Annotated in this window: 23 protein-coding genes; 15 read left to right on the top strand and 8 right to left on the bottom strand. The window is 52.1% G+C overall.

The window, feature by feature from the left end; translation table 11 throughout:
• Together GOV45_RS09040 and GOV45_RS09035 are read right to left on the bottom strand one after the other, a co-directional pair.
• Window positions 1–2,630 (bottom strand): hypothetical protein (locus tag GOV45_RS09040; RefSeq protein ID WP_170476561.1); only part of this gene is annotated, 2,630 nt, incomplete at its 3' end.
• Between the two features lie 386 nt (window positions 2,631–3,016).
• The gene (locus GOV45_RS09035) at window positions 3,017–3,187 is read right to left on the bottom strand and encodes a hypothetical protein (protein ID WP_170476559.1); all 171 of its coding nucleotides are present in this window, start codon (window positions 3,185–3,187) and stop codon (window positions 3,017–3,019) included.
• 99 nt (window positions 3,188–3,286) lie between these two features.
• Here GOV45_RS09035 and GOV45_RS23265 point away from each other — a divergent pair, with 99 nt between their 5' ends.
• From GOV45_RS23265 to GOV45_RS09025, 3 genes are read left to right on the top strand one after another with little or no spacing between them, the layout of a single operon-like run.
• Complete coding sequence (locus tag GOV45_RS23265) at window positions 3,287–4,066, top strand: low temperature requirement protein A (protein WP_254447949.1); 780 nt, start codon at window positions 3,287–3,289, stop codon at window positions 4,064–4,066.
• On the top strand, window positions 3,969–4,478 hold the full coding sequence (locus GOV45_RS23260; RefSeq protein WP_254447966.1) for a low temperature requirement protein A: 510 nt from the start codon (window positions 3,969–3,971) through the stop codon (window positions 4,476–4,478). The genes GOV45_RS23265 and GOV45_RS23260 overlap by 98 nt, the downstream gene beginning before the upstream one ends.
• A complete protein-coding gene (locus GOV45_RS09025; protein ID WP_170476557.1) occupies window positions 4,471–5,433 on the top strand; it encodes an ion transporter in 963 nt (320 codons plus the stop codon). Before GOV45_RS23260 ends, GOV45_RS09025 begins: the two co-directional genes overlap by 8 nt.
• 131 nt (window positions 5,434–5,564) lie before the next feature.
• Here the strand turns inward: GOV45_RS09025 and GOV45_RS09020 are convergent, their stop codons facing one another.
• Both GOV45_RS09020 and GOV45_RS09015 read right to left on the bottom strand, forming a co-directional pair.
• Window positions 5,565–6,161, bottom strand: a complete 597-nt coding sequence (locus GOV45_RS09020) for a TetR/AcrR family transcriptional regulator (RefSeq protein ID WP_170476555.1) — start codon at window positions 6,159–6,161, stop codon at window positions 5,565–5,567.
• 61 nt (window positions 6,162–6,222) lie between these two features.
• On the bottom strand, window positions 6,223–7,179 hold the full coding sequence (locus GOV45_RS09015) for an SMP-30/gluconolactonase/LRE family protein (RefSeq protein WP_170476553.1): 957 nt from the start codon (window positions 7,177–7,179) through the stop codon (window positions 6,223–6,225).
• A gap of 681 nt (window positions 7,180–7,860) precedes the next feature.
• Here GOV45_RS09015 and GOV45_RS23570 point away from each other — a divergent pair.
• Window positions 7,861–8,136 carry a LysE family translocator gene (locus GOV45_RS23570; RefSeq protein WP_367648667.1) on the top strand — a complete coding sequence of 92 codons (276 nt, stop codon included), beginning with the start codon at window positions 7,861–7,863 and terminating at the stop codon, window positions 8,134–8,136.
• 194 nt (window positions 8,137–8,330) lie between these two features.
• Here GOV45_RS23570 and GOV45_RS09005 read toward each other — a convergent pair whose 3' ends face one another.
• Window positions 8,331–8,705: a cupin domain-containing protein gene (locus GOV45_RS09005; protein ID WP_170476549.1), complete on the bottom strand. Its 375-nt coding sequence runs from the start codon at window positions 8,703–8,705 to the stop codon at window positions 8,331–8,333.
• A 62-nt stretch (window positions 8,706–8,767) separates the two neighbouring features.
• Window positions 8,768–9,490, bottom strand: coding sequence for a DUF1194 domain-containing protein (locus GOV45_RS09000; RefSeq protein ID WP_170476547.1), 723 nt, complete (start codon window positions 9,488–9,490; stop codon window positions 8,768–8,770).
• Between the two features lie 221 nt (window positions 9,491–9,711).
• Between GOV45_RS09000 and GOV45_RS08995 the strand changes: the two genes are divergently transcribed.
• On the top strand, window positions 9,712–10,434 hold the full coding sequence (locus GOV45_RS08995; protein ID WP_170476544.1) for a type 1 glutamine amidotransferase: 723 nt from the start codon (window positions 9,712–9,714) through the stop codon (window positions 10,432–10,434).
• On the opposite strand, the gene GOV45_RS08990 is transcribed toward GOV45_RS08995, so the two are convergent.
• Entirely contained in the window at window positions 10,435–10,884 is a 450-nt protein-coding gene (locus GOV45_RS08990) for a hypothetical protein (protein WP_170476542.1), read from the bottom strand.
• Entirely contained in the window at window positions 10,884–11,558 is a 675-nt protein-coding gene (locus GOV45_RS08985) for a FadR/GntR family transcriptional regulator (RefSeq protein WP_170476540.1), read from the bottom strand. The genes GOV45_RS08990 and GOV45_RS08985 overlap by 1 nt, the downstream gene beginning before the upstream one ends.
• Window positions 11,559–11,696: 138 nt before the next feature.
• Between GOV45_RS08985 and GOV45_RS08980 the strand changes: the two genes are divergently transcribed.
• The 10 genes from GOV45_RS08980 (at window position 11,697) to GOV45_RS08935 (ending at window position 21,374) form a co-directional block, all read left to right on the top strand.
• Window positions 11,697–13,040, top strand: a complete 1,344-nt coding sequence (locus GOV45_RS08980) for an NAD(P)/FAD-dependent oxidoreductase (protein ID WP_170476538.1) — start codon at window positions 11,697–11,699, stop codon at window positions 13,038–13,040.
• Between the two features lie 69 nt (window positions 13,041–13,109).
• Entirely contained in the window at window positions 13,110–14,585 is a 1,476-nt protein-coding gene (locus tag GOV45_RS08975; protein WP_170476536.1) for a glutamine synthetase family protein, read from the top strand.
• An 89-nt stretch (window positions 14,586–14,674) separates the two neighbouring features.
• A complete protein-coding gene (locus tag GOV45_RS08970; protein ID WP_170476534.1) occupies window positions 14,675–15,607 on the top strand; it encodes a glutamine amidotransferase in 933 nt (310 codons plus the stop codon).
• Window positions 15,595–16,464 carry a GXGXG motif-containing protein gene (locus tag GOV45_RS08965; protein WP_170476532.1) on the top strand — a complete coding sequence of 290 codons (870 nt, stop codon included), beginning with the start codon at window positions 15,595–15,597 and terminating at the stop codon, window positions 16,462–16,464. The genes GOV45_RS08970 and GOV45_RS08965 overlap by 13 nt, the downstream gene beginning before the upstream one ends.
• Before the next feature lie 53 nt (window positions 16,465–16,517).
• Entirely contained in the window at window positions 16,518–17,882 is a 1,365-nt protein-coding gene (locus GOV45_RS08960) for an FMN-binding glutamate synthase family protein (protein WP_170476530.1), read from the top strand.
• 13 nt (window positions 17,883–17,895) lie between these two features.
• The gene (locus GOV45_RS08955; RefSeq protein WP_170476528.1) at window positions 17,896–18,309 is read left to right on the top strand and encodes a hypothetical protein; all 414 of its coding nucleotides are present in this window, start codon (window positions 17,896–17,898) and stop codon (window positions 18,307–18,309) included.
• A gap of 3 nt (window positions 18,310–18,312) precedes the next feature.
• Window positions 18,313–19,161, top strand: coding sequence for a carbon-nitrogen hydrolase family protein (locus tag GOV45_RS08950; protein ID WP_170476526.1), 849 nt, complete (start codon window positions 18,313–18,315; stop codon window positions 19,159–19,161).
• Window positions 19,162–19,253: 92 nt separating this feature from the next.
• Window positions 19,254–19,748 (top strand): hypothetical protein, encoded by a 495-nt coding sequence (locus GOV45_RS08945; protein WP_254447947.1) that lies wholly within the window; start codon window positions 19,254–19,256, stop codon window positions 19,746–19,748.
• A 1-nt stretch (window position 19,749) separates the two neighbouring features.
• Window positions 19,750–20,043 (top strand): DUF1330 domain-containing protein, encoded by a 294-nt coding sequence (locus GOV45_RS08940; protein ID WP_170476523.1) that lies wholly within the window; start codon window positions 19,750–19,752, stop codon window positions 20,041–20,043.
• Window positions 20,040–21,374, top strand: coding sequence for an NAD(P)-binding domain-containing protein (locus tag GOV45_RS08935; RefSeq protein WP_170476521.1), 1,335 nt, complete (start codon window positions 20,040–20,042; stop codon window positions 21,372–21,374). The genes GOV45_RS08940 and GOV45_RS08935 overlap by 4 nt, the downstream gene beginning before the upstream one ends.
• Window positions 21,375–21,382: the final 8 nt, after the last annotated feature.

Below are 21,382 nucleotides of genomic sequence, written 5' to 3'. Positions count from 1 at the left end.
TGCTGCGAGAAACCGTTGTCGACCCCGGTGGTTAGGAAACCCTGGCTGGCCCCGTTCAGGAACCATTCGACCTCGGTGCCGCTGTCGATGTCGAAAGCTGTAAGGTTGAGCGTTAGGTCAGTACCGGTGTTCTGGAAGGCGAAGTCGACCCGACCGTCATCGTCAGTCTGGCCGTCGATACCCTGACCGTAACTGTCGGTCTCGGTCACATCGAGAACAAGTTCGACCGTGCCGGCCGGTACTTGCTCGGTTCCCGCGACATAGAGCGTTAGGTCTGTAACCCCCCAGATATGGGTTGTCAGCCCGGTCTGTACAAAGGTGATCGTGTTCGTTCCGCCTGCCGTAGCTGAACCGGGAATGTTAATTGAATGGTCGGAGAACCCATTGTCGATACCTGTGGTCAGGAAACCCTGGCTGACGCCGTTCAGCAACCACTCGATCTCGGTATTGCTGTCGATGTCATAGCCGGTGAAGTTGAGCACAAGGTCGTCACCGGTGCCCTGGAAGGTGAAATCTATTTGCCCGTCCGCATCGGTCTGACCATCGATCCCTTGGCCGTAGCTACCCATCTCGGTCACCCCGACGGCCAGTTCCGGTGGCGGGACCGGCGCTTCAAGAAGCAGGTCCTTCACGCCCCAGAGATAATAAACCTCGCCGGTCTGAACGAAAGTGATCGTGTTCGTCCCCGCGACCAAGTCGGTCTGGGCAAGAGCCAACGCGTGCTGCGAGAAACCGTTGTCGACCCCGGTGGTTAGGAAACCCTGGCTGGCCCCGTTCAGGAACCATTCGACCTCGGTGCCGCTGTCGATGTCGAAAGCTGTAAGGTTGAGCGTTAGGTCAGTACCGGTGTTCTGGAAGGCGAAGTCGACCCGACCGTCATCGTCAGTCTGGCCGTCGATACCCTGACCGTAACTGCCGGTCTCGGTCACATCGAGAACAAGTTCGACCGTGCCGGTCGGTACTGGCTCGGTTCCCGCGACATAGAGCGTTAGGTCTGTAACCCCCCAGATATGGGTTGTCAGCCCGGTCTGTACAAAGGTGATCGTGTTTGTTCCGCCTGCCGTAGCTGAACCGGGAATGTTAATCGAATGGTCGGAGAACCCATTGTCGATACCTGTGGTCAGGAAACCCTGGCTGACGCCGTTCAGGAACCACTCGATCTCGGTATTGCTGTCGATGTCATAGCCGGTGAAGTTGAGCACAAGGTCGTCACCGGTGCCCTGGAAGGTGAAATCTATTTGCCCGTCCGCATCGGTCTGTCCATCGATCCCTTGACCGTAGCTGCCCGTCTCGGTCACCCCGATGGCCAGTTCCGGTGGCGGCGTCACATTTTCAAGAAGAAGGTTGGTGACCCCCCATAGGTGAGTCGGGAGTCCAGTCTGAACGAAGGTCAGCGTGTTTGCGCCCGACACGAGGTCTGTGGAAGAAATCGACAGATTGTGCTGCGAGAAACCGTTGTCGACCCCTGTCGACAGAAAACCCTGACTGACACCGTTCAAGAACCATTCAACCTCGGTGTCGCTGTCGATGTCAAAAGCCGTAAGGCTCAGTGTCAGATCGGTTCCCGAATCTTGGAAGGTGAAATGTACCTGCCCGTCCGCGTCTGTGGCTCCGTTGATGCCCTGACCGTAGCTACCGGTCTCAGTATCGCCAACAACAAGCTCGGGAGCAGGGGCGGGGGCTTCCAGCAAAAGATCCTTGACACCCCAGAGGTAGAAAGTCTCACCGGTCTGCACAAATGTAACCGTGTTCGTCCCTGCGACCATATCCGTCTGGGACAGCGCAAGATTGTGCTGCGAGTAACCGTTGTCGATCCCGGTCGAGAGGAACCCTTGGCTGACGCCGTTAAGGAACCATTCGATTTCCGCATCATGATCGATGTCAAAGGCCGTCAGGTTTAACGTCAGATCGGTTCCTGAGTTCTGGAAGGAGAATTCGACCCGACCGTCATCGTCAGTTTGGCCATCAATCCCTTGACCATAGCTACCAGTCTCAGTGACACCGACGACCAATTCGGGTGCCGGGGCCGGTGCTTCAAGAAGCAAGTCCTTGACGCCCCAAAGATAGAAAGTCTCACCGGTCTGTACAAATGTAATCGTGTTGGTCCCTGCGACCATGTCCGTCTGCGACAGCGCAAGATTGTGCTGCGAGAAACCGTTGTCGATCCCGGTCGAGAGGAAACCTTGGCTGACGCCGTTCAAAAACCATTCAATCTCCCTATCGTGGTCGATGTCGTAAGCTGTAAGGTTGAGCGTCAGGTCAGTACCGTTGTTTTGAAAGGTAAAACCGACCCTACCGTCATCGTCAGTCTGACCGTCAACGCCCTGGCCGTAACTGCCGGTCTCGGTCACGTCCAGAGCCAGTGCGACAGGCAGCGGCGTTTCGTCTGTCATCAAGCCGGTAACACCCCATTGGTAACTAGGGTTCAATTCCTGTGGAAACGAGATCACGTTGGTCCCGTCCAAACCCTGCATACCCTTCAATTTATAACTGACTGCGTCGACAAATTCTGCGGGATCGGCTATCGGTTTGCTTCGCGTCAGTGGTCGCCCAACAAGTTCGTCAAACAGGGCTTCTAGAATGTCATTTTCGTCGCCGAAGACATCAGGCAATTTTGGGAAGTTTCGCATTTCACTAGTCCTTCGCTGGGCATTTGACCTAGGGTAACCTGAAACTTAGGCCCTTAAGCGGCGCCCAAATTAGCGAAATGTGATACTTGTCCTGATGCAGTTGACAGTGATTTCCTGAGTGGCCGTTTGTCTCCAATTTTTCTGAAATTGCGGCAAAAGTGAGGCGACGGCGTTGAATGCACTCGTCGTCAATTCGAATCAAATTGTCCTTTGAAAAGGTTTTGTGGCTACGTATTAAGCCAAGACCGTCGGCGAGTGCTGGTCCGCGCCGATGCGCTTGCCGAGTTGCAAAGCGGAGAACGGGTGCAAGCGTTCTCTACGAAGAGTAGTTCCGGATCAACCAAGGCATTTAGGGTGTGCCCGAAAAAAGTTCGAACGTCGTTACTTTAATAAAGGTGGGCAGAGCGAATACAACTAAGTGCTGCATTCTGCGGCTTTTGCGAGACAACAAGGCCGCGTGACGCCCGAAAACCTTGGACCAAATAGGCGCGGTCGCCAAACGAATGGCCGGGTTTGCCCGGCATGCCCTCGCCCGACTGCCATTGCAGGGGTTGCATGGCGTCGGTCTCCGATACAACCTTGGTTTTGAAATAACCCAATCGAAGTGGCCGCGTTTCGGCCACTACAATCTGTCAACTTTCAAGAGTTCCCAATTAATGGCATTGCATGACCATCCCATGTGGCGAAAGCCGCAACACCATCAAGATCTTGAGCACGCTCATGACCATGTTCACTGGGCAGAGCTGTTTTATGATCTGATCCATGTCGTGACGATCTTCCTGCTCGGCAACTACCTATCGCATCACCTTGATCTAAATGGGTTTCTTGTGTTCGCCGGGGTCTTCATAACGCTGTGGTATGCGTGGGGAGAGCTCAGTATTTTCAATTCGATTTATGTCAGCACCGATTTCTGGCATCGCCTTATCATGTCAGTGATGATTTGTACGGTGATGTTCATGGCCGCAGCGATCCCGGTTATCGACGGCAAAGGCTGGGTTTTCTTTGCACTGGGTTTTGCCGCAAACCGCGCCATGATAGCAGCGCTGTACTATCGCGCCCGGCGTGTCAATTCCTCGGGAGAGTCGATGTCGGCGGCGCAAATCCGCAACTTCTCGGTTTTTGCGGTTATCTTTGCGATCACGGCCTTCTTGCCTACACCGCTTGCTTACTGGTTTTTTGCTGCCGCGATGGTGGCGACGCAGGCGATGTATATGATCCCCGGCGTTACCGTTTTGCGCTTTGAGCGCTTCACCCCGCGCCTCGGGCATATGGCCGAACGGTTTGCCCTACTGGACACTTATCGTATTGGGCGAAGGGTTCTTCAAACTCGTCGTCACCCTGTCCGAAAAAGGCATCTACAAAGTATCACCCGATGTGCTGGTCAACTTCGTTATCGGTGGGGTTTCGATGTTCGTCATGTGCTGGATTTACTTTGACTTTGTGGGCAACGCCAAACCAAAAGATAAAAAGGTTTCGACCTTGGTCATTTGGTGGCTTGCGCACCTAATGTTGATGTTGTGCGGTGTCATGGTTGGGGTGGCCCTCGCAGCAGAGGTCAAGGTCGGATTTTGGGAGCCATACCCCACCGAATACGCCGCCATTGGCTGTTTCGGCCTTGCTGGTTATATCGCGATGCTTTGGGCGCTTCAGCACGTCATTGAACATCGTCTTGCTTCGGATTTTGGACGCTGGGATGTGAGGGTGTTCGGGATCATACTGGCAATTACTTGTTTCTACATCGTCCCACATGTGCCCTCGTTAGTTGGCAATTTGATCTGGGGCACGGCTTTGCTTTCGCAAATCGCATTTCCATTGATGCGCGCATGGTCAAAGTTTCGACATGAGTGAAGTTTTGACAGACTCGGACGAACTGAGAAAGAAAGTCTATTGGTGGCTAGAGCGCCCAGACCGGGTCGCTATCGGCCCCTGGTTGCTGGAAATAGCTCTTATAGCGTTGATTACACTGAACGTAGCTGCTGTCCTTCTTGAAACCGTCGACTCTATATATGCACGTTGGGGTTTCGCCCTTTACCTGTTAGAGGGCTTTTCCCTGTTCGTGTTCATAGTCGAATACGCGGCAAGACTTTGGGTTGCGACAGAAAATCCAAATTACAAAACGCGCGCTTCTTGGGCCGTTTCTCCAATCGCTGTCATCGACTTACTGGCAATTTTGCCGGCACTGCTTTACCTGCTCTTCCCGATCGACCTGCGTCTGTTGCGAACTTTCCGTATGTTGCGGCTGCTCAAACTCACGCGCTACTCACCCGCACTAGGCATGCTGCTTGCCGTGTTTGAGGAAGAGGCTGGCGCCTTCTTTGCCGGCTTCTTCATTCTTATGGTGATGCTGATCTTTGCCGCCAGCGGCGCTTGGCTGGCAGAGCACGACGCGCAGCCCGCAGCCTTTGGTTCGATCCCGGCGGCGATGTGGTGGGCGATGGCGACTTTGACGACCGTTGGCTACGGCGACGTGACGCCGGTAACGGTTGCAGGCAAGATTTTCGGTGCTGCGATAACGGTAATCGGCATTGGTATGGCCGCGTTGCCCGCAGGTATTATCGCCAGCGGCTTAAATGATCAGTTGCACCGCCGACGTGCTAGCCTGGAGCGCGAGTTTCGAAAGGCTCTGGAAGACGGCGATATTTGCGAGAAGGATGAGGCAGATATTGAATCCGTCCGCAAGCAGTTGGGGCTGTCTCGCCGCTCTGCCGACCATATCCGAGAACGTGTGCATGCCGAAACGTTGTCGGATGCTGAACGCTGCCCGACCTGCGGTCAACCAACTGAGCAAAAGGCCAAACCCTGAGCGATCACTTGGTTTCAGCTTCGGCCAGCTTGTCCGCACCTAACAGGCTGTCCACGGTGTCGTCGATTTGTTGGAAAAACAGTCGGCCAGCTCTTTGGCGTTGGCCTTTCCGTACAACCCACAGATAGCGTTCAAGGAAATGGAAAATACTGTATCGCTCCGATCAGTTGAAAGACTTGAGAGCGCATTTCGGTTTCGCTGGTGTGCTGACCAACCGGTGTACCCCGGGAAATTTCTATTAACCTGTCCAAGTAGGCCTTCACGGGACAAACCTTCGAGTTCTCGCGGACATCCAACAGCGCTCGAACGGTCAGGCGTGCGTCTTCGGGCCGCAAAAAGTTGGACCCCTTTAACCGATTAAAATAAGCTTTAAGGTGCATCACCGGGTCAGGCTGCTTTGCCGCTTCAATCTCAGCGAATTGTCGATCAACGAAAGCGGAATGAACTTCGGAGTAAAGATATTGCTTTGTACCGAAGAAATGCAGCAACGCCTGTTTTGACACACTTGCTTCACCCGCCAACGCAGCGAGGCTGACGCCATGATAGCCGTTGGCGGCGAACTTTTTTTGGCAATCGTCAGTTAGCCTGCCCTTGGGTTGGTCTGCCTGTTCTTTTTGACGAGCTCCGTCTCTGACGTGACATTCGCAAATATTTGGCTCGACAAAATTGGCTGACTTGTCCTCTAAGTGGTCATTGCCGTGGTTTTGTCGAATGTCCGCCGTTGACAAAAGCCACTTACGCGGCCGGGGTTTGTAAAATGGTCCCGACCTTCGACTTACCTATTTTTCTTTACCCTCCCACGACGCCTGGAATATTGACATAAAGTGCGTAAATTGAATGGCTGGCTGCCATGAAAATACGGCTATTTGCTCGACCGCCAAAGCAAAGATTGGCACATCTTTCGGGCAGAACAATGCGGCCAATCAGGGTCCCATCAGGGGCAAAGATCATCACCCCGTCAAGTTCTGCATCACCCATGCCCCAACCACACCAGAGATTTCCATCAACATCCACGCGAAACCCGTCTGGTGTACCAGGGCCGGCATCTATCAGCACGCGTTTGTTTCGGATCGAGGCGCCGTCAACATTCACGTCATAAGCTAGTATTTTGCGTGTCGGTACACCTCGCGATTCCACAATATAGAGCACTGTCTCATCGGGACTAAAGGCCAGTCCGTTAGGTCCCATAATGTCGTCGGCCACGACGCTCAATTCTCCAGTGTCGGCATCAAGTCGGTAAACATTTTGGCCTAATTCTGGTTCCGCGCGAATTCCTTCGTAATTGCCCAAGATACCAAACGTCGGATCGGTGAACCAAATGCTGTTATCAGATTTGACAATAACGTCGTTGGGAGAGCTGAGCCGCTTTCCGTCAAAACTGTCAGCCAGAACAGTAATAGTGCCGTCATATTCTGTCCGCGTCACCCTGCGGCCGCCGTGTTCACAGGTGATCAGGCGGCCCTGCCGGTCTCTGGTTTGACCATTGGAAAAATTTGACGGCTGCCGAAACGCCGATGTTTTTCCTGTGACTTCATCCCACCGCATAATCCGGTTGTTTGGAATGTCACTCCACAGCAGATATCGCCCGTCTCCGAACCACACGGGTCCCTCGCACCAGCGACACCCTACCGCCAATCTCTCAACTCCCGCCAAAGGCAACTTGTACTTTTCAAATCGCGGATCAAGCGAAATCACAGATGGGTCGGGATACCGTTGAGAAGGTTGCCAGTCGCATGTATCGTTCATAAATTAAACTCCGTTCAGTGAATTTTTTTCAGAAAAGATAAATTGTCTTCAGAATCCGCGAAAGTCGTTTCCTTTTTACTTCCTCAACTCGCATACATCGGATTGGCTAGACCTATTGAATGCCCCTGAAACGGCCAAGTGCGCGGACAAATGAAGTCTGTAGGTTTCTGTTGTTATTTGGAAAGGTTACTGACTTTCTGTTTTGGATATCTAGAGGGATAATAGGTTGTCTCTGGTTCAGAAAGGATAACGACGAATGGAAAGAAAATCTCTCAGGTGACTGCATGTTGAAGCTATTCGCGCTGAAAACATTTCCGTTGTAGAAAGCTGGAGTTTTTTCTCATGTTGGCTCCAGATTGCTTTGTCAGCGAACTCTGAGAAGTGTTGTATTTCCAACTGGTTGTTGCGACGAATACCTTCTACATTTTGTCCGAAGTCGCCTGAAACTCGAGCAAAGCATTGTGTGTGCCACATTCCGGCCTGCGTATCGGGAGCAGTGACACGCCAGTCGGCTGCAGGTTCGCAAGTACAATGCCACCTGCGATTGGAGATGCTTCGATAGAAGCGGAGAATATGTTTTCGCCTCAAGTAAAACGTTTCAACGAGCAGCAGGATTGCCCGTAAAGCGGTTGTTCGCGTCGAGTGCAGCAAAGAAGACGACGAACCCAAATTGACTTTAGGATGCGATTACAGAATGTTACGTCAAAACATCAGTGTGGAAAATCAATACCCCTTGAGATAAACCTCCCACTAATACTCATAGCGGCACTTATCTCCTCGGTTAGTCCTGGGCCCGCGACCCTTGCCGTTGCAGGAACATCCATGGCTTCGGGTCGCAGATCGGGTTTGGCTCTTGCCTCGGATATTAAAACAGGCTCGCTTATGTGGTCGGTCGCTGCTGCTCTTGGACTGGGAGCCGTGATGCTCGCAAATGCGTGGGTCTGCTCTTGTTCCTGATCCCCTTTGAATTGAGTCATGGCGGAAAAACAGCCCATATTTCCAAAACGTATGTTGAAACTGTTTCACGAAGTACACCGCGGACCACGACAAGTTGTTTAGTTGTTTTCACGAGTGACGCGAGAGCTGCTTATTCTTTGCGTGATGCCAAAGAAAAATCCATCTCTGTCAGTCTTGGGCCTTTCCGCAAAAAATCATTCAAACGCGCTTAGGGGATCTTCGGTGGATTCCGCGTAAACTGCTATCAGGCAACCGGTTTCAGTGTAAGAACTGTGCTCGGTTCCTTTTGCAAGCCAAACCACGTCACCTTGTTTGTATACTGTGCCGTCGTTATCGATAAGTTCACCCTGAATGATCAGAAACTCTTCTGCTCCGGCGTGTCGATGCGGTGTAGAGCTGGAACCCGGCTCCATTCGGTAAATGTAAAACCCCACATCTCGGACTGCATCCGGGTTTAGCTGAATAAAGTGTGTACCTGTTTCAGATGACCCGTCAGGATCGTAAGGAATATAAGCGGTTTTATCATAGATATTTGCGACCAGTCTTTCTGTCGCTTGGATCGGTTTCATTCATTTCTCCTTAACTTGCCGGCAAATTGGGTTAGTTTTTCTTAGAGATCGCGGACGAGTGATTAGCGCAGACCCAGGACAGGAAAGGTGACCTCCTTCATGAGTTTTTGCTGCATTGCTCTTGCGTAGTCCTCGTATCCATAAGCAATCAACGTGAATGCGGCGGAGCCATGAATGACTTCGCGCGCGAAATAATTCATCAGATCTAAGTCCGTAAATTCTTCTTCAGCTGTTGCACTATCGGATGCAGCGGGCTCTCCCACGACCAGCGCGTTAACAGTTACGTCTCTGAACGTATCCAACTCGTAAACCTGCCTAGGAGAGGGACCTATGTTGTTTTTACCGTCACCAGAAACATCAATTGTTTTTTGCCAACAATGTTCTTTCTGCTTCAGAAGCTCTCCGGCAAATAGTATCGCCGTACTCAAAGCGGTCTTTAAACCAGCCCGTTTTTTTCGGTAGGCACTAATACGACGAACGGCTACGTCGATCGCGTCATGGCTGTCTAACGCGATCCAGGGTTGGATCAAAAACTGATGATTTTGAGAACTCCACTCAAAAACAGACAGGTACACAGGATTGTCCGGATTACTCAGAATAGCAGCGCGAACTTCGGCGGCGTTGAGCGCGTAAGAAAGCCCATTCAACTGCATTGCGTATTCGGATTCGTCCACAGAACCGGAAACATCAAGTGCAAGGACCAGCGCCAATCTACACCTTTCGGCATGCAGAGGCAGCGGACAGAGCAAAATTGTATAAATCAGAAAAGTAATGAGGCGACTCATGCCAAATCTTCGCAACATTCTTTTCCTTGGCTAGTAATTTTCGAAGGTTTGCAACATTAATTTTACCCAGCCAAGCGTGCGAAGTGTACTGCGGCGCAAGCCGAGCCACCATCTAGTGCCGGGTTCGACTTTGAAGGAACTTGACCGATCTTTGTCGTTACTGCCTATCGAAATCGTATGAGATTGCACTAAGGTCGAGTGGAAATTCAAAGGGCAAGGTTATGAAACTTCTAATATTGCAACACGCGAGCGTTGAGCATCCGGGGATTTTCCGATCATTTTTAAAGGAAGACGGCCATAGTTACGACACGGTTGAGTTGGACGAGGGTCAATCACTTCCATCGCTTGACGGTTATGATGGGCTATGGGTCATGGGCGGCCCAATGGACGTGTGGCAAGAAGACACCTATCCATGGCTGAAAGACGAAAAGGTCTTTATCCGCGAAGCGGTGGAGGTCAGGGGGCTGCCGTTCCTTGGGCTTTGTCTGGGGCACCAATTGTTGGCCGAAGCTTTGGGCGGAAGCGTTGGTCCGTCTGAAACGCCAGAGATAGGTGTTCTGGATGTTCAGTTAACAGAAGAAGGAGCGTCCGGCGTGATACTGGATGGTCTGCCGGATCGTTTCCCATGCCTTCAGTGGCATTCTGCCGAAATTAAGCAGATGCCCTCAGGAGCAAGTTGCCTTGCCACTTCGCCAGATTGTGCTGTCCAGGCAATGAAATGGGGAACACGTGCATACTCAGCGCAATTTCACATTGAAGTGGAAGATGACACGGTGGCCAACTGGGCTGATATCAAAGAGTACCGCTTGGCACTTGACGCGGCAATGGGCGACAATGCGACAGAGCGTCTAGGCGCAGATGTTTCGGCAAATCTTTCTAAATTCAACGATATGGCTGAGCGGTTATACATTAATTGGATGCAAACGTCCGCGCAGGCGAAGTGATCAGTTTTTCGATGGTTGTTGGCCGGGTTCAACCCGTAAGAAGACAAATGTTCGGTTTTGCCCTCCTTTGTCCTTGACCGAAACTGCATAAACATCCTCTTCGTGAACCCATTCCTTCAGGTTGTAACTGTCTGGGTGGTTCACCTGATCGTCTTGTCCCATCTGTCGGCCAACTCTGCATTTCGTCAAAGTGGCCCACAGCTCTGATGCGTGGTCCAGAGCCAGCGTACTCCGATAAGGGTGGCTCCAGAAACAAGATGTTCCTGTTGTAGCTAGTGACGTTGTAAAAGCTGAGCATTCCGCGCCAGCGGGGAATGTTCCCGAAGTCGTAAATTGGTCAAGAAAGTCCACCACGTCACATTCTCCGGCCAATAATGAACTCGCAGGTGCCAGCATCGCCGCAGCGATGGCAGCGACAGAAACTCTAAGTGATGTCTTGGGTGTAGGCACTAAGCCTCCGCAGCCCGCATCAGCGACATACGAGCAGTTTCAAGATGCTCTTTCATTTTAACTGCGGCTCTCTCAGGTTCACGTGAACGAAGAGCGTTCAGGATTTCGCGATGTTGGGCATTATACTGTTGGATAATCTGTTCTTCGAGCGTCAAGTGTCGCATTCGGGTCCATTCATCCAATGATCGTATTGTGTTGATCTGACTGATCAACCATATCAACAGGTTGTTTCGAGTTGATGCGGCCAACCTGCGGTGAAATGCTGTGTCTGCCTCGGCAAAGAGAATGGAATCGTTCTGGGCAGCTTCCATTTGCTTACAAAATGCCTCTAGTGCCTCAAAATCCTCGCGTCTTCCATGAAGAACGCTGAGGCGACATATGTGTGGTTCAAGTGCAAAGCGTGCGTCAATCAATTCCAAGGGAGTTGCTTCTTCAACAGCCGAAGGAACGACATCCTGCTTCACGGCAGTAACGTAAGTCCCACTACCCGCGCGCGTCTCCAAAAGTCCTTCTTTTTCGAGTTGGTAAAGCGCGTCGCGCAGAGTGTTTCGTGCGACACCCAGCTGTTCCGCCAATAATCGCGAAGGCGGTAAGCGCTCGAATCGCTGAAATTCCCCCTCGTCAATAGATCGCCGCAGTTCAGTAGCCACGTCGGCGAAACTTTTTCTTCCCATTTTTGATCCATTTAATAATCCAAAAGTAAACCAAATTTACAGATAACAGACCAAAATGCAAATATTGGATTAAAAGTTGTTGATTTTGGTTTGGAGTGTGGCTCTTCTTTTACGCATCACCAAACGGCGAGGACACCTATGGCATTCCCTCAACACGCAGATTACGTGATCGTCGGCGCAGGCATTCACGGCGTTTCCACAGCCTGGAAACTGGCGGAAAGGCTGCAAGAACGAGGGGAGAATGTTGAAGGCCGTATTGTCGTTTTGGACAAAAGCGGGATCGCGGCAGGAGCATCTGGAATTGCCTGTGGGGTAGTTCGCAACAACTACTTCCAACCGGCGATGCGTAAACTTATGGCTCATTCGGTGGATGTTTGGGAAAGCGACCCAAAGGGGCTTTCGTATCATCCGGTCGGCTACATGCAGATTTCCTCTGAAAGTATGCGTGACGATGTGGGGTCCATTTACGCACAGCAACAGGCAATTGGATACGAAAGCGTCTTCATCGAAGGAGAAAACGCCTGCACGTCGTACATGCGTGGGTACTTCGGAGATTGGCAAGCCCAAAATATCACATCTGTACTGCACGAAAAACGTGGCGGCTTCTCAAACCAAACCAAGACAATGTACGCACTGGCCGAAAAGATCGAAGCGCTAGGCGTCCGGATCATCACCGGCGTCGAGGTAATGGGCTTCGAAGCCATGAATGGGTCTGGTGCGATCCGGTTTGTCGAAACAAACAAGGGAAAAATTTCCTGCGAGCATGTCATCATTGGCGCGGGTCCATGGGTGCGCGACTTTTGGTCGATGCTTGATTTGCCAAGCAAGATCACGGTCAAAGACCTGAAGGGCGATGTGCACGAAGACGTTGACATGTGGCGTTTCTGGCAGCTTGAAGAAGGAGTGTTAAACATCGATCCGGACATTGGGCGAGCCGATGACGGCAGCCTCGCGCCGGTGATACACGTCGATACGGATGCTCCGCTAAAATCGACCGTCGATGGTTCGATCATCACCGAAGAGATGTGGGGGATCTACTACAAGCCTGACTGGCATTTTGGTGGAATTCAAGGTGGTGCAAGCCCTTACAAAGTTGAGACACCTGTCGACGAAGTACAGATTGACCCTTACGGGCCATCTTCGCCTGAGTTCGTCTCAAGCCCCGAATTTGCGCATATGTGGGTCAGTGCGCTGGCTCATTGTCAGGCACGCTACGAAGGTATGATGCCTAAGTACCACAAAGAAGCGTCGGGTGGGATCGGTTGTTTCACGGCTGATAGTTTCCCTGTTTTTGACCACTTTCGTGAGAACGTGACAGTGATTGCCGACAGCAATCACGGATGGAAGATGCTGGGTGTCGGTCACCTGATCGCAGACGAAGTGCTTGGAGAACGTCAAGATCTTCTCGAGCCGTTCCGCTTTGACCGTTTCGCCAAAGGTGAACTGCACCCTGTATCCAACAGCCCGTACCCGTGGAGTTAGCGACAAAACCAAGTTCGCATTGAAGAGCGCCGGAAGAGTGCTCGCCTCAAGCTAGCAAGGAGATAGAAAGTGACCACCGATCTTGAAAGATTTGTAGAAGCGCCAGGTCGCGATGAAAAAATCAAGCAAGTAAGGGAAATGATCAATGCAAAGGGCATTGAATACCTTTACCTTCAATTCGTTTCGGTCACCGGAAAAATCATGGGTAAGGGCATCCCGGCCGATCATTGGGAAACGGTTGCCAAAAAAGGATTTCAGCTTGTCTACGGTGCGACCGTAAACCTCTTCACAGATCGCGCTGGTAACTATCTTGGATACGGCCCGGAAGCAGCAGAACTTGTAGGTATCCCTGAACCTGAAACGTTTATGCAACTGCCTTGGGCTCCTACCATTGGGCGGTTCTATTGCACTTTGTTCCGGAATCGGGAGGAAAAAGAAAATCCGGGTGGATATCTTACCTCCGATTGCCGGGGAAACCTGCGTCGGCTGCACGAGGAATTCACTAAAAAACATGGAACCAAGCTTCGGATTGGTACTGAGCCCGAGATGATGTGGCTAAAGTTCGACGAAGACGGAAAGCCCCGCGACGGGTTTTCGAAACCGTATTGCTATCACATCGACCAGTTCGAAAGCCTGCGGCCCGTATCAATGCAGGTGATCCGCTACGCGCGCCAGATGGGTCTGGATATGATCCAGGGCGATCACGAGGATGCACCAGGCCAGCTTGAATTAAACTGGATGTTTGACGACGTGCTGCGCAATGCTGACCGTTTGACGACCTACCGCCAAATCTGCGCGCAGGTGGCCCGAGAAAATGGCATCTTTGCTTGCTTTATGACAAAGCCCTTCATGGGCGTTTCTGCCAGCGGCTGCCACCACAACATGAGCCTATGGAGAGGCGGTGAGGATGAGTTTGTTCCCGTCGGCAATGACCCCGAAGATTTGCCGGGAATGAAGGAAAACTACATGTATGTGAAGGGTGGTGAGAACACATTCATGCCCGACACTGATGACCCTCAGATGCCCGGCAAAGAGGGTTTGAAAGCCATCGGGGGTGTCGTCACTCATCTGCAGGCACTTACGGCTATTGGGTGTTCTACAGTAAATTCCTATCGTCGATTGTGGGACACAGGTTTCTGGGCGCCAGTATTTGCGGATTGGGGTTTCCAGAACCGTACGACTGGGCTTCGCGTTTCGGCACCCGGACGGTTTGAGTATCGGTCGGTCGACTCGATGGTAAACCCATACATTATGGGGTCGACATTGCTTGCGGCGATGGATGACGGGCTGGATAACAACCTTGATCCGGGTGAGCCTGAAGAGCGCAATATTTACGAGGCGATGGCCGAAGGCAAGGAAGTCAAAAAGCTTCCGATGTCTCTGGGCGAGGCTCTGGATCATCTGGCAGGTAACGAGGTGGTCAAGCGCGGCATGCCGGGCGAGATGTACCGCCTTTATGAAGAGTACAAACGCGATGAGTTTGCGCGCTTCATGTCCACCGTAACCGAGTGGGACAACGAAATGTACATGGAGTGCCTGCCTTAAACGGAGGCTTACGGGCGGATCGCTGAACGCGGCCGCTCTTTGATCGAATTACGCCAGATTGAAGAATTCGCAGGAGGAGCGCAGATCAAATGTGCGGAATTGTTGGATTAATTCATCTCAAAGGAGCGTCGAATGTTGGCGGTGAGATGACAGCGATGCTTCAGTCCCTGAAGCATCGGGGACCAGACTCAACCGGTTATGCGGTCTATCGGGAGAACGCGGAAGACTATGTCATGCGGGTTAAGATAGCTGAAGCCGAGGACATGGATCGTGGACGCGGCATTCACGACGTTCTGGAAGAACGGTTGGCCAAGGTTGATGCCATCCTTGAAGAGCATGGTGCGAACGTGAAGCAAAAGGAACGAGTTCGTCCTTATGCCTTGCGCTATGTTTTGACGCATGATGGAAATACTGGTGAGATGGCTGAGCACATCGAAGAGATCGATGATGTTGAGATACTCTCGCTTGGAAATGGTCTGGAGTTGATCAAAGACCTGGGCGATGCGTCAGTGGTTGCCGAGGCTTACGGCTTGGATGACTTTCGGGGCACGCACGGTATCGGTCACACGAGGATGGCTACGGAGTCCGACGTAGATATCAAATCAGCGCATCCTTATTGGGCCTTCCCATACAACGACGTCTCGGTTGTCCATAATGGGCAAATTACGAATTATTGGATAATGCGTCGCGAGATGGAACGGAAAGGTCATCGTTTCATGTCGAACTGTGACAGCGAATTGCTGGCAGTCTACACGGCACACAATCTTGCAAACGGTGTCACTCTTGAAGAAAGCCTCAGGCGTTCGATTGATGAGATCGATGGAGTCTTTACCTACCTTGTTTGCACCAAGGATCAATTAGGTATGGCCAAGGATACCATGGCGGCCAAACCGTTGGTTCTTTACGAAAGCGATGACCTGATCGCCATGGCTTCTGAAGAGGTCGCGATCCGAGCGATCCTGCCTCATGAAATAGACACTACCGATCCCTATGATGAGGAGGTTCGCGTATGGCAAGCGTAAGCGATACAGACCTAAAGGGAATGACCCAAGAAGAACGGGTCAAAGCTTTGGGCATGACAACGGATCAGCTTACTGGGCGGTCCATGTACATTGAATTTGATCCGGATGCGACAGAACGCTTCGCATATCCTTGGGCGCCGGACGTCGATTTCAACAAGCGTACAGAACTTGATTGCGACGAGATGACGGCGACTGAGGTCAACGCGAATATTCGCTCTTTGATGGAGGAGGGCTTTGGCTCGATCGTAGTCAAAAACCCTCGCGGCATGCATAGCCTTGGGGTCGGCATTTTGAACAAGCTCAACCTGATTATTGAAGGTTCAACAGGGTACTTTGCCGTTGGTCTGATCGACGGGCCGAACGTGCGTATCAATGGGCGTGTAGGTTGGTCTTGTGGCGAGAACATGATGTCCGGCACAGTAATCGTTGAGAAAAACGCGGGATCCACATTCGGGGCGGCCATCCGCGGAGGTGACCTTGTTTGTCGCGGTTCCGTTGGATCACGGACTGGCATCGACATGAAGGGCGGGACGATAATCGTGGGCGGCGACACCGGTGCGCTTTCGGGTTTCATGATGCAGCGTGGCCGCATGGTTGTTTGCGGTAATGCTGGTAAGAACCTTGGTGACTCGATGTACGACGGTACGATCTATATCGGGGGAGATATTCAGTCTTTGGGCGTTGATGCGGTTGAGGCTGAACTGACTGATTTGGATAAAGCGTGGTTGACCAGAAAGCTGACCCAATACGGGTTGATGCCAGAAAACGGCGTCGATCATTTCACCAAAGTTGTCGCGGGCAAACAGCTCTGGAACTACGACAATCTCGAACCGAATGAGAAAAAGCTCATCCTCTGAGGGACGGCCCTAAGATTCAGGGATGCCCGATAACCCTTTGAAAGGAAAAACATATGGCAGATGGAAACCCGCCAACCAAGAAGCTTTTGGACCGTGACGTCAACCGTATCGGAGATAGTTTTATTTTTCCGCCGCGGGTCATGGATGACATTCACATCAAATCCGAACTCGGCAGGTATAGAATGCGGGGTTTCTCGCTGTTTAAAAAAATACCTCACTGGGATGATCTGACTTTTCTGCCCGGGACTTTGACGCGTTTTGTTATCGAAGGTTACCGGGAGAAATGTGAAACCAAAACAGTAATAGGTCCACGCGCAAAGCGGCCGCTGGAATTGGATATCCCCGTCTACATAACAGGAATGAGCTTTGGTGCGTTGTCCTATGAGGCGAAAACTGCGCTGGCGCGAGGCGCCACAATGGCGGGCACAGCAACCTGTTCTGGCGAAGGCGGTATGATTCCCGACGAACGTCGGTATTCCTCAAAATGGTTCTACCAGTGTATTCAGTCGCGCTACGGGTTTAATCCCCATCATTTGGTACTTGCAGATGGCTGCGAGTTCTTCATCGGACAGGGCTGTAAAGTCGGTCTTGGGGGCCACCTAATGGGCCAGAAGGTGACCGACCAGGTTGCCGAGATGCGCTCTTTGCCAGCTGGTATTGACCAGCGGTCACCAGCTCGCCACCCCGATTGGCTGGGTCCCGACGATTTGGCGCTGAAAATTCAGGAGATCCGAGAAGCAACAGATTGGCAAATCCCGATCCAACTGAAACTCGGAGCTGCCCGAGTGTACGATGATGTGCGCATGGCCGTGAAATGTGATCCGGACTCGATTTATATCGACGGCATGGAAGGTGGCACGGGCGCAGGTCCGCACCTTGCAACAGAAGATACTGGCGTTCCCGGGATGGCGGCTATCCGCCAAGCACGCAAGGCGATAGACGACCTAGGAAAGCGGGGCGACATCACATTGATTTACGCCGGTGGTATTCGAAATGGCGCTGATGTAGCAAAGGCAATTGCGCTTGGTGCCGACGCGATCGCCATCGGACATTCTGCTATGATGGCGCTTAACTGCAACAAAGACATCCCGGAGGCCAACTATCCCGAAGAGATAGGGGCGGAGCCGGGCTATTGCTACCACTGTCATACGGGCCGTTGCCCGGTTGGCGTGGCGACCCAAGACCCTATTTTGCGCCAGCGTCTTGATCCCGACGAAGCGGCAGAGCGCGTCTACAACTTCCTCCATACGCTGACTATCGAGGCTCAGTTGTTTGCTCGTGCCTGCGGTAAGACGCATCTGCATTCGTTGGAGCCGGAAGATCTGGCCGCGCTGACAATGGAAGCGTCAGCAATGGCGGGAGTTCCGTTGGCTGGCACAAGCCACACTGTCGGCGTTGAAGATTACCACCATCTGTAAGGAGACCTGAGTTATGGCCGGAACACAGTACCGCGGGTCTGAAATAAAAGACGTCGACCAGTTCATCAATGATGCACAAGGCTTGGAATCTGAGCGTGAGAAGGAAATAGGTCAGCACATTGGCTATCGATATGACGTGAATCTTGTGCCGGACTACAGCCGGATCACACCTTTCCTGAAGAGCTATATGGAGTTCATGGGTTGGGATGACCTGAATTGGCTCGAAGACATTCACATGGGCTACGAAGAGGGTAAACCTGCCGTCTTTGACCGAAACATTAACGGATGGGTTCGGATACCGGACAGCATCGAACTGCCGGACAACCAACAGGACCGTGACATGATTGCGCGCGAGCTTCTGCTAAAGTTCCAAATGTCCGACCGACACCCTTTGGTCATGCTCAGAAAGGCATACAAAAAGTTCTAATCCATGCCGCGTCCGCTCAATATCGCCTGCCTCCAAACCCGGCCTATGCCGACTATGGAGAGCGCCCTGGCCGAGGTCCTGCCGATGGCTGAGGCGGCAGTTTTGGCGGGCGCGCAAATGTTATTCCTGCCAGAGTATTGCGGTGGACTAAATTCTGACGGTGTCCGGTTGTGTCCACCATCTCAGGCGGAACACGTGCACCTTGTTCTGTCTCAATTGCGCAGCTTTGCGGCAGAGAGGCAAGTATGGGTGAACATCGGGTCTGTCGCAATCAACGGATCCGACGGTAAGATTATCAACCGTGGTTATATGGTTGACCCAAAAGGTGATATCTTAGGGTCTTACGACAAGATCCACTTGTTTGATGTCGACCTTTCCGAAGACGCCGTTTATCGCGAAAGCGATACTGTAGCTCCAGGCAGCCGAGCCCGTATCTACGACACTGCCTTGTGCAAAGTAGGTCATACGATTTGTTATGACCTTCGGTTTCCCGGGTTATTCAGAGATCTTGCTCATGCTGGAGCAGAAATCCTGTGTTGCCCTGCGGCCTTTACCAAAACGACCGGACAGGCGCATTGGCACGTTCTCAATCGCGCACGTGCCATCGAAAATACCGCGTTCGTCGTATCGCCTTGCGCCGTCGGTCCGGTACCAGGGGGCGGTGCCAGCTATGGGCATTCCCTTGTCATCAACCCTTGGGGCGAAATCCTTGCCGATGGCGGTGATATACCGGGTGTAATACACGCGCAGTTGGATCTTGATCTGGTCCAGGCGACTGCGGCGAGAGTACCCAGTTTGCGCCACGATCGGCCCTATCAATTAGCGGATTCAAAAGAGAAAGACGTCGCATGAGTTCACTGGGTTCTGTCTTGGGAGAAAGTTATTCCCCGTCGCCCTTGCGATTGTCATTTTTGAAATGGCAGTGCCGAGTGCGTCAAATGGCCATGAGGGATAATCAGGGACGCCCGGACGATGCGATTAAACCGGCATTGTTCTTGCCGCACCAAGATCAACCGCTTGGGCATATAATTACTTTGCTGAACAAATCTCCGGGGTATTCGGTCACGCCAGAACTGCTTCATATGGCCAAAAAAACAAATGACCCAGCGCAGCGCCGAGATCAGGCGATTAGGTTCTTTTCCGCGACATACTATCAAAAAGCGTCGGAGTTTTCTGACATCCTGACAGCGACTTTTCCGCCGGGATCACCGGGGGCGGCATCTATACGCGAAGCAGAAAATGTACGACTGCGTTTTGAGGCGTATATGCAGATGTTTGATCTGTCGTGCAAGGTTTGGCGGCTGGCGCCCCACAATCCGCTGTATCAAGCGACTATGGCGCACAACCGCTTGTTCAATCCGGCCCTACCCGCCGACACCGAAGTTTTGGGGTTTGAACCGGATTGGAATGCCAGCTCTATGGAAACGGAGGTGAGCTGATATGGCGCCGGGGTACGTAATCGCACAAATATGTGTAACTGACGCGGAAACGTATCCTTCCTACGTCGCTATGGTTCAGCCGATTATAAAAAAATTCGGTGGTGAATTTTTGGTCCGTGGCGGTCGCAGTGAAAGCTACGAAGGCACGCCGCCCGGCGATCGGCACGTCGTAATCCGTTTTCCCAGCTATCAAGCAGCAAAGGACTGGTACCATTCAGAGGACTACGAGGAAGCAAAGGCTCTTCGGATGTCCGCATCAAGCAGTGTTCAGACAATTGTCGAGGGGATAGAATGACAAAACGCATCTGTATTATCGGAGCAGGTCCGTCAGGGCTTGCACAATTGCGTGCTTTTCAATCGGCGGCCGAAAAAGGCGCGGAAATTCCAGAGATTGTTTGTTATGAAAAGCAGGCAGATTGGGGTGGGCTTTGGCGATATACTTGGCGCACCGGACTGGATGAACACAGCAACCCCTGTCATGGTTCAATGTACCGGTACCTGTGGTCAAATGGACCGAAAGAAGGGCTGGAATTCGCTGACTACACCTTTGAGGAACACTTTGGAAAACCCATTGCATCCTATCCGCCGCGGGCTGTTCTTTTCGATTACATCGAAGGCCGAGTTAACAAAGCAGATGTTCGGAAGTACATAAAATTCAATACCGTAGTACGGGACGTCCGCGCGGTCGACAATGGGTTTGAGGTTACTGTTCGTGATGCAGAGACCGATACCGAAGACCGCAGCGTCTTTGATCATGTGATTGTAGCTTCTGGGCACTTCAGTTTTCCGAATGTCCCCTATTATCCAGGTTTCGAGTCCTACAAGGGCCGCATCTTGCACGCGCATGACTTCAGGGATGCGGTGGAGTTTAAAGACAAGGATATATTGATCCTTGGCACGTCATATTCGGCAGAAGACATCGGATCGCAGTGTTGGAAATACGGGTGCAACTCGGTAACCGTTGCCCACCGGACCGCGCCAATGGGATACAACTGGCCCGACAACTGGAAAGAGGTTCCAAAACTAGAGAAAGTGGAAGGCAAAACGGCCCACTTTATTGATGGGACTTCCCGTGAAGTTGACGCGATCATATTGTGCACCGGATATAAACACCATTTCCCGTTTCTGCCCGATGACCTGCGGTTGAAGACAGCCAATCGGTTGGCTGCAAACGACCTTTATAAGGGTGTTGTATACACTGGGAACCCGGACCTCTTTTATCTGGGGATGCAAGATCAGTGGTACACATTCAATATGTTTGACGCGCAGGCCTGGTGGGTGCGCGATGTGATTTTGGACCGCATTGCATTACCGGATGCCGAAGTAATGGAGGCGGATTGGCAAAAGCGGCAGGCCGACGAAGATGCTCTGGAAGATGACTATGCCTGCATAGCCTATCAGGGCGCTTATACCGGTGAACTGATCGACGAAACCGACTATCCGTCATTTGATATCGAAGCAGCTAATCAAGCCTTCTACGAATGGAAGAAGCACAAGAAGAAAGGGATAATGGAATTCCGGGATCATGGCTACACAAGTCCGATGACCGGTACAAAAGCGCCCCCGCACCACACGGTATGGAAGGATGCGCTGGACGACAGTCTTGAGGACTACCTGAAGACTTGAAATGGGCG

It is taken from the genome of Ruegeria arenilitoris (assembly GCF_013035425.1).
Classification (GTDB): domain Bacteria; phylum Pseudomonadota; class Alphaproteobacteria; order Rhodobacterales; family Rhodobacteraceae; genus Ruegeria; species Ruegeria arenilitoris_A.
Note: the sequence above shows the minus strand (reverse complement) of the source record. Positions and strands in the feature narration are given on the sequence as shown.

Excerpts from the sequence above, each read along its gene's own strand:
- GOV45_RS09035 (WP_170476559.1), bottom strand. The coding sequence starts at position 3,187 with ATGCAACCCCTGCAATGGCAGTCGGGCGAGGGCATGCCGGGCAAACCC.
- GOV45_RS23265 (WP_254447949.1), top strand. The coding sequence starts at position 3,287 with ATGGCATTGCATGACCATCCCATGTGGCGAAAGCCGCAACACCATCAA.
- GOV45_RS09025 (WP_170476557.1), top strand. The coding sequence starts at position 4,471 with ATGAGTGAAGTTTTGACAGACTCGGACGAACTGAGAAAGAAAGTCTAT.
- GOV45_RS09015 (WP_170476553.1), bottom strand. The coding sequence starts at position 7,179 with ATGAACGATACATGCGACTGGCAACCTTCTCAACGGTATCCCGACCCA.
- GOV45_RS23570 (WP_367648667.1), top strand. The coding sequence starts at position 7,861 with ATGCGATTACAGAATGTTACGTCAAAACATCAGTGTGGAAAATCAATA.
- GOV45_RS09005 (WP_170476549.1), bottom strand. The coding sequence starts at position 8,705 with ATGAAACCGATCCAAGCGACAGAAAGACTGGTCGCAAATATCTATGAT.
- GOV45_RS09000 (WP_170476547.1), bottom strand. The coding sequence starts at position 9,490 with ATGAGTCGCCTCATTACTTTTCTGATTTATACAATTTTGCTCTGTCCG.
- GOV45_RS08995 (WP_170476544.1), top strand. The coding sequence starts at position 9,712 with ATGAAACTTCTAATATTGCAACACGCGAGCGTTGAGCATCCGGGGATT.
- GOV45_RS08985 (WP_170476540.1), bottom strand. The coding sequence starts at position 11,558 with ATGGGAAGAAAAAGTTTCGCCGACGTGGCTACTGAACTGCGGCGATCT.
- GOV45_RS08980 (WP_170476538.1), top strand. The coding sequence starts at position 11,697 with ATGGCATTCCCTCAACACGCAGATTACGTGATCGTCGGCGCAGGCATT.
- GOV45_RS08970 (WP_170476534.1), top strand. The coding sequence starts at position 14,675 with ATGTGCGGAATTGTTGGATTAATTCATCTCAAAGGAGCGTCGAATGTT.
- GOV45_RS08965 (WP_170476532.1), top strand. The coding sequence starts at position 15,595 with ATGGCAAGCGTAAGCGATACAGACCTAAAGGGAATGACCCAAGAAGAA.
- GOV45_RS08960 (WP_170476530.1), top strand. The coding sequence starts at position 16,518 with ATGGCAGATGGAAACCCGCCAACCAAGAAGCTTTTGGACCGTGACGTC.
- GOV45_RS08955 (WP_170476528.1), top strand. The coding sequence starts at position 17,896 with ATGGCCGGAACACAGTACCGCGGGTCTGAAATAAAAGACGTCGACCAG.
- GOV45_RS08950 (WP_170476526.1), top strand. The coding sequence starts at position 18,313 with ATGCCGCGTCCGCTCAATATCGCCTGCCTCCAAACCCGGCCTATGCCG.
- GOV45_RS08945 (WP_254447947.1), top strand. The coding sequence starts at position 19,254 with ATGAGGGATAATCAGGGACGCCCGGACGATGCGATTAAACCGGCATTG.
- GOV45_RS08940 (WP_170476523.1), top strand. The coding sequence starts at position 19,750 with ATGGCGCCGGGGTACGTAATCGCACAAATATGTGTAACTGACGCGGAA.
- GOV45_RS08935 (WP_170476521.1), top strand. The coding sequence starts at position 20,040 with ATGACAAAACGCATCTGTATTATCGGAGCAGGTCCGTCAGGGCTTGCA.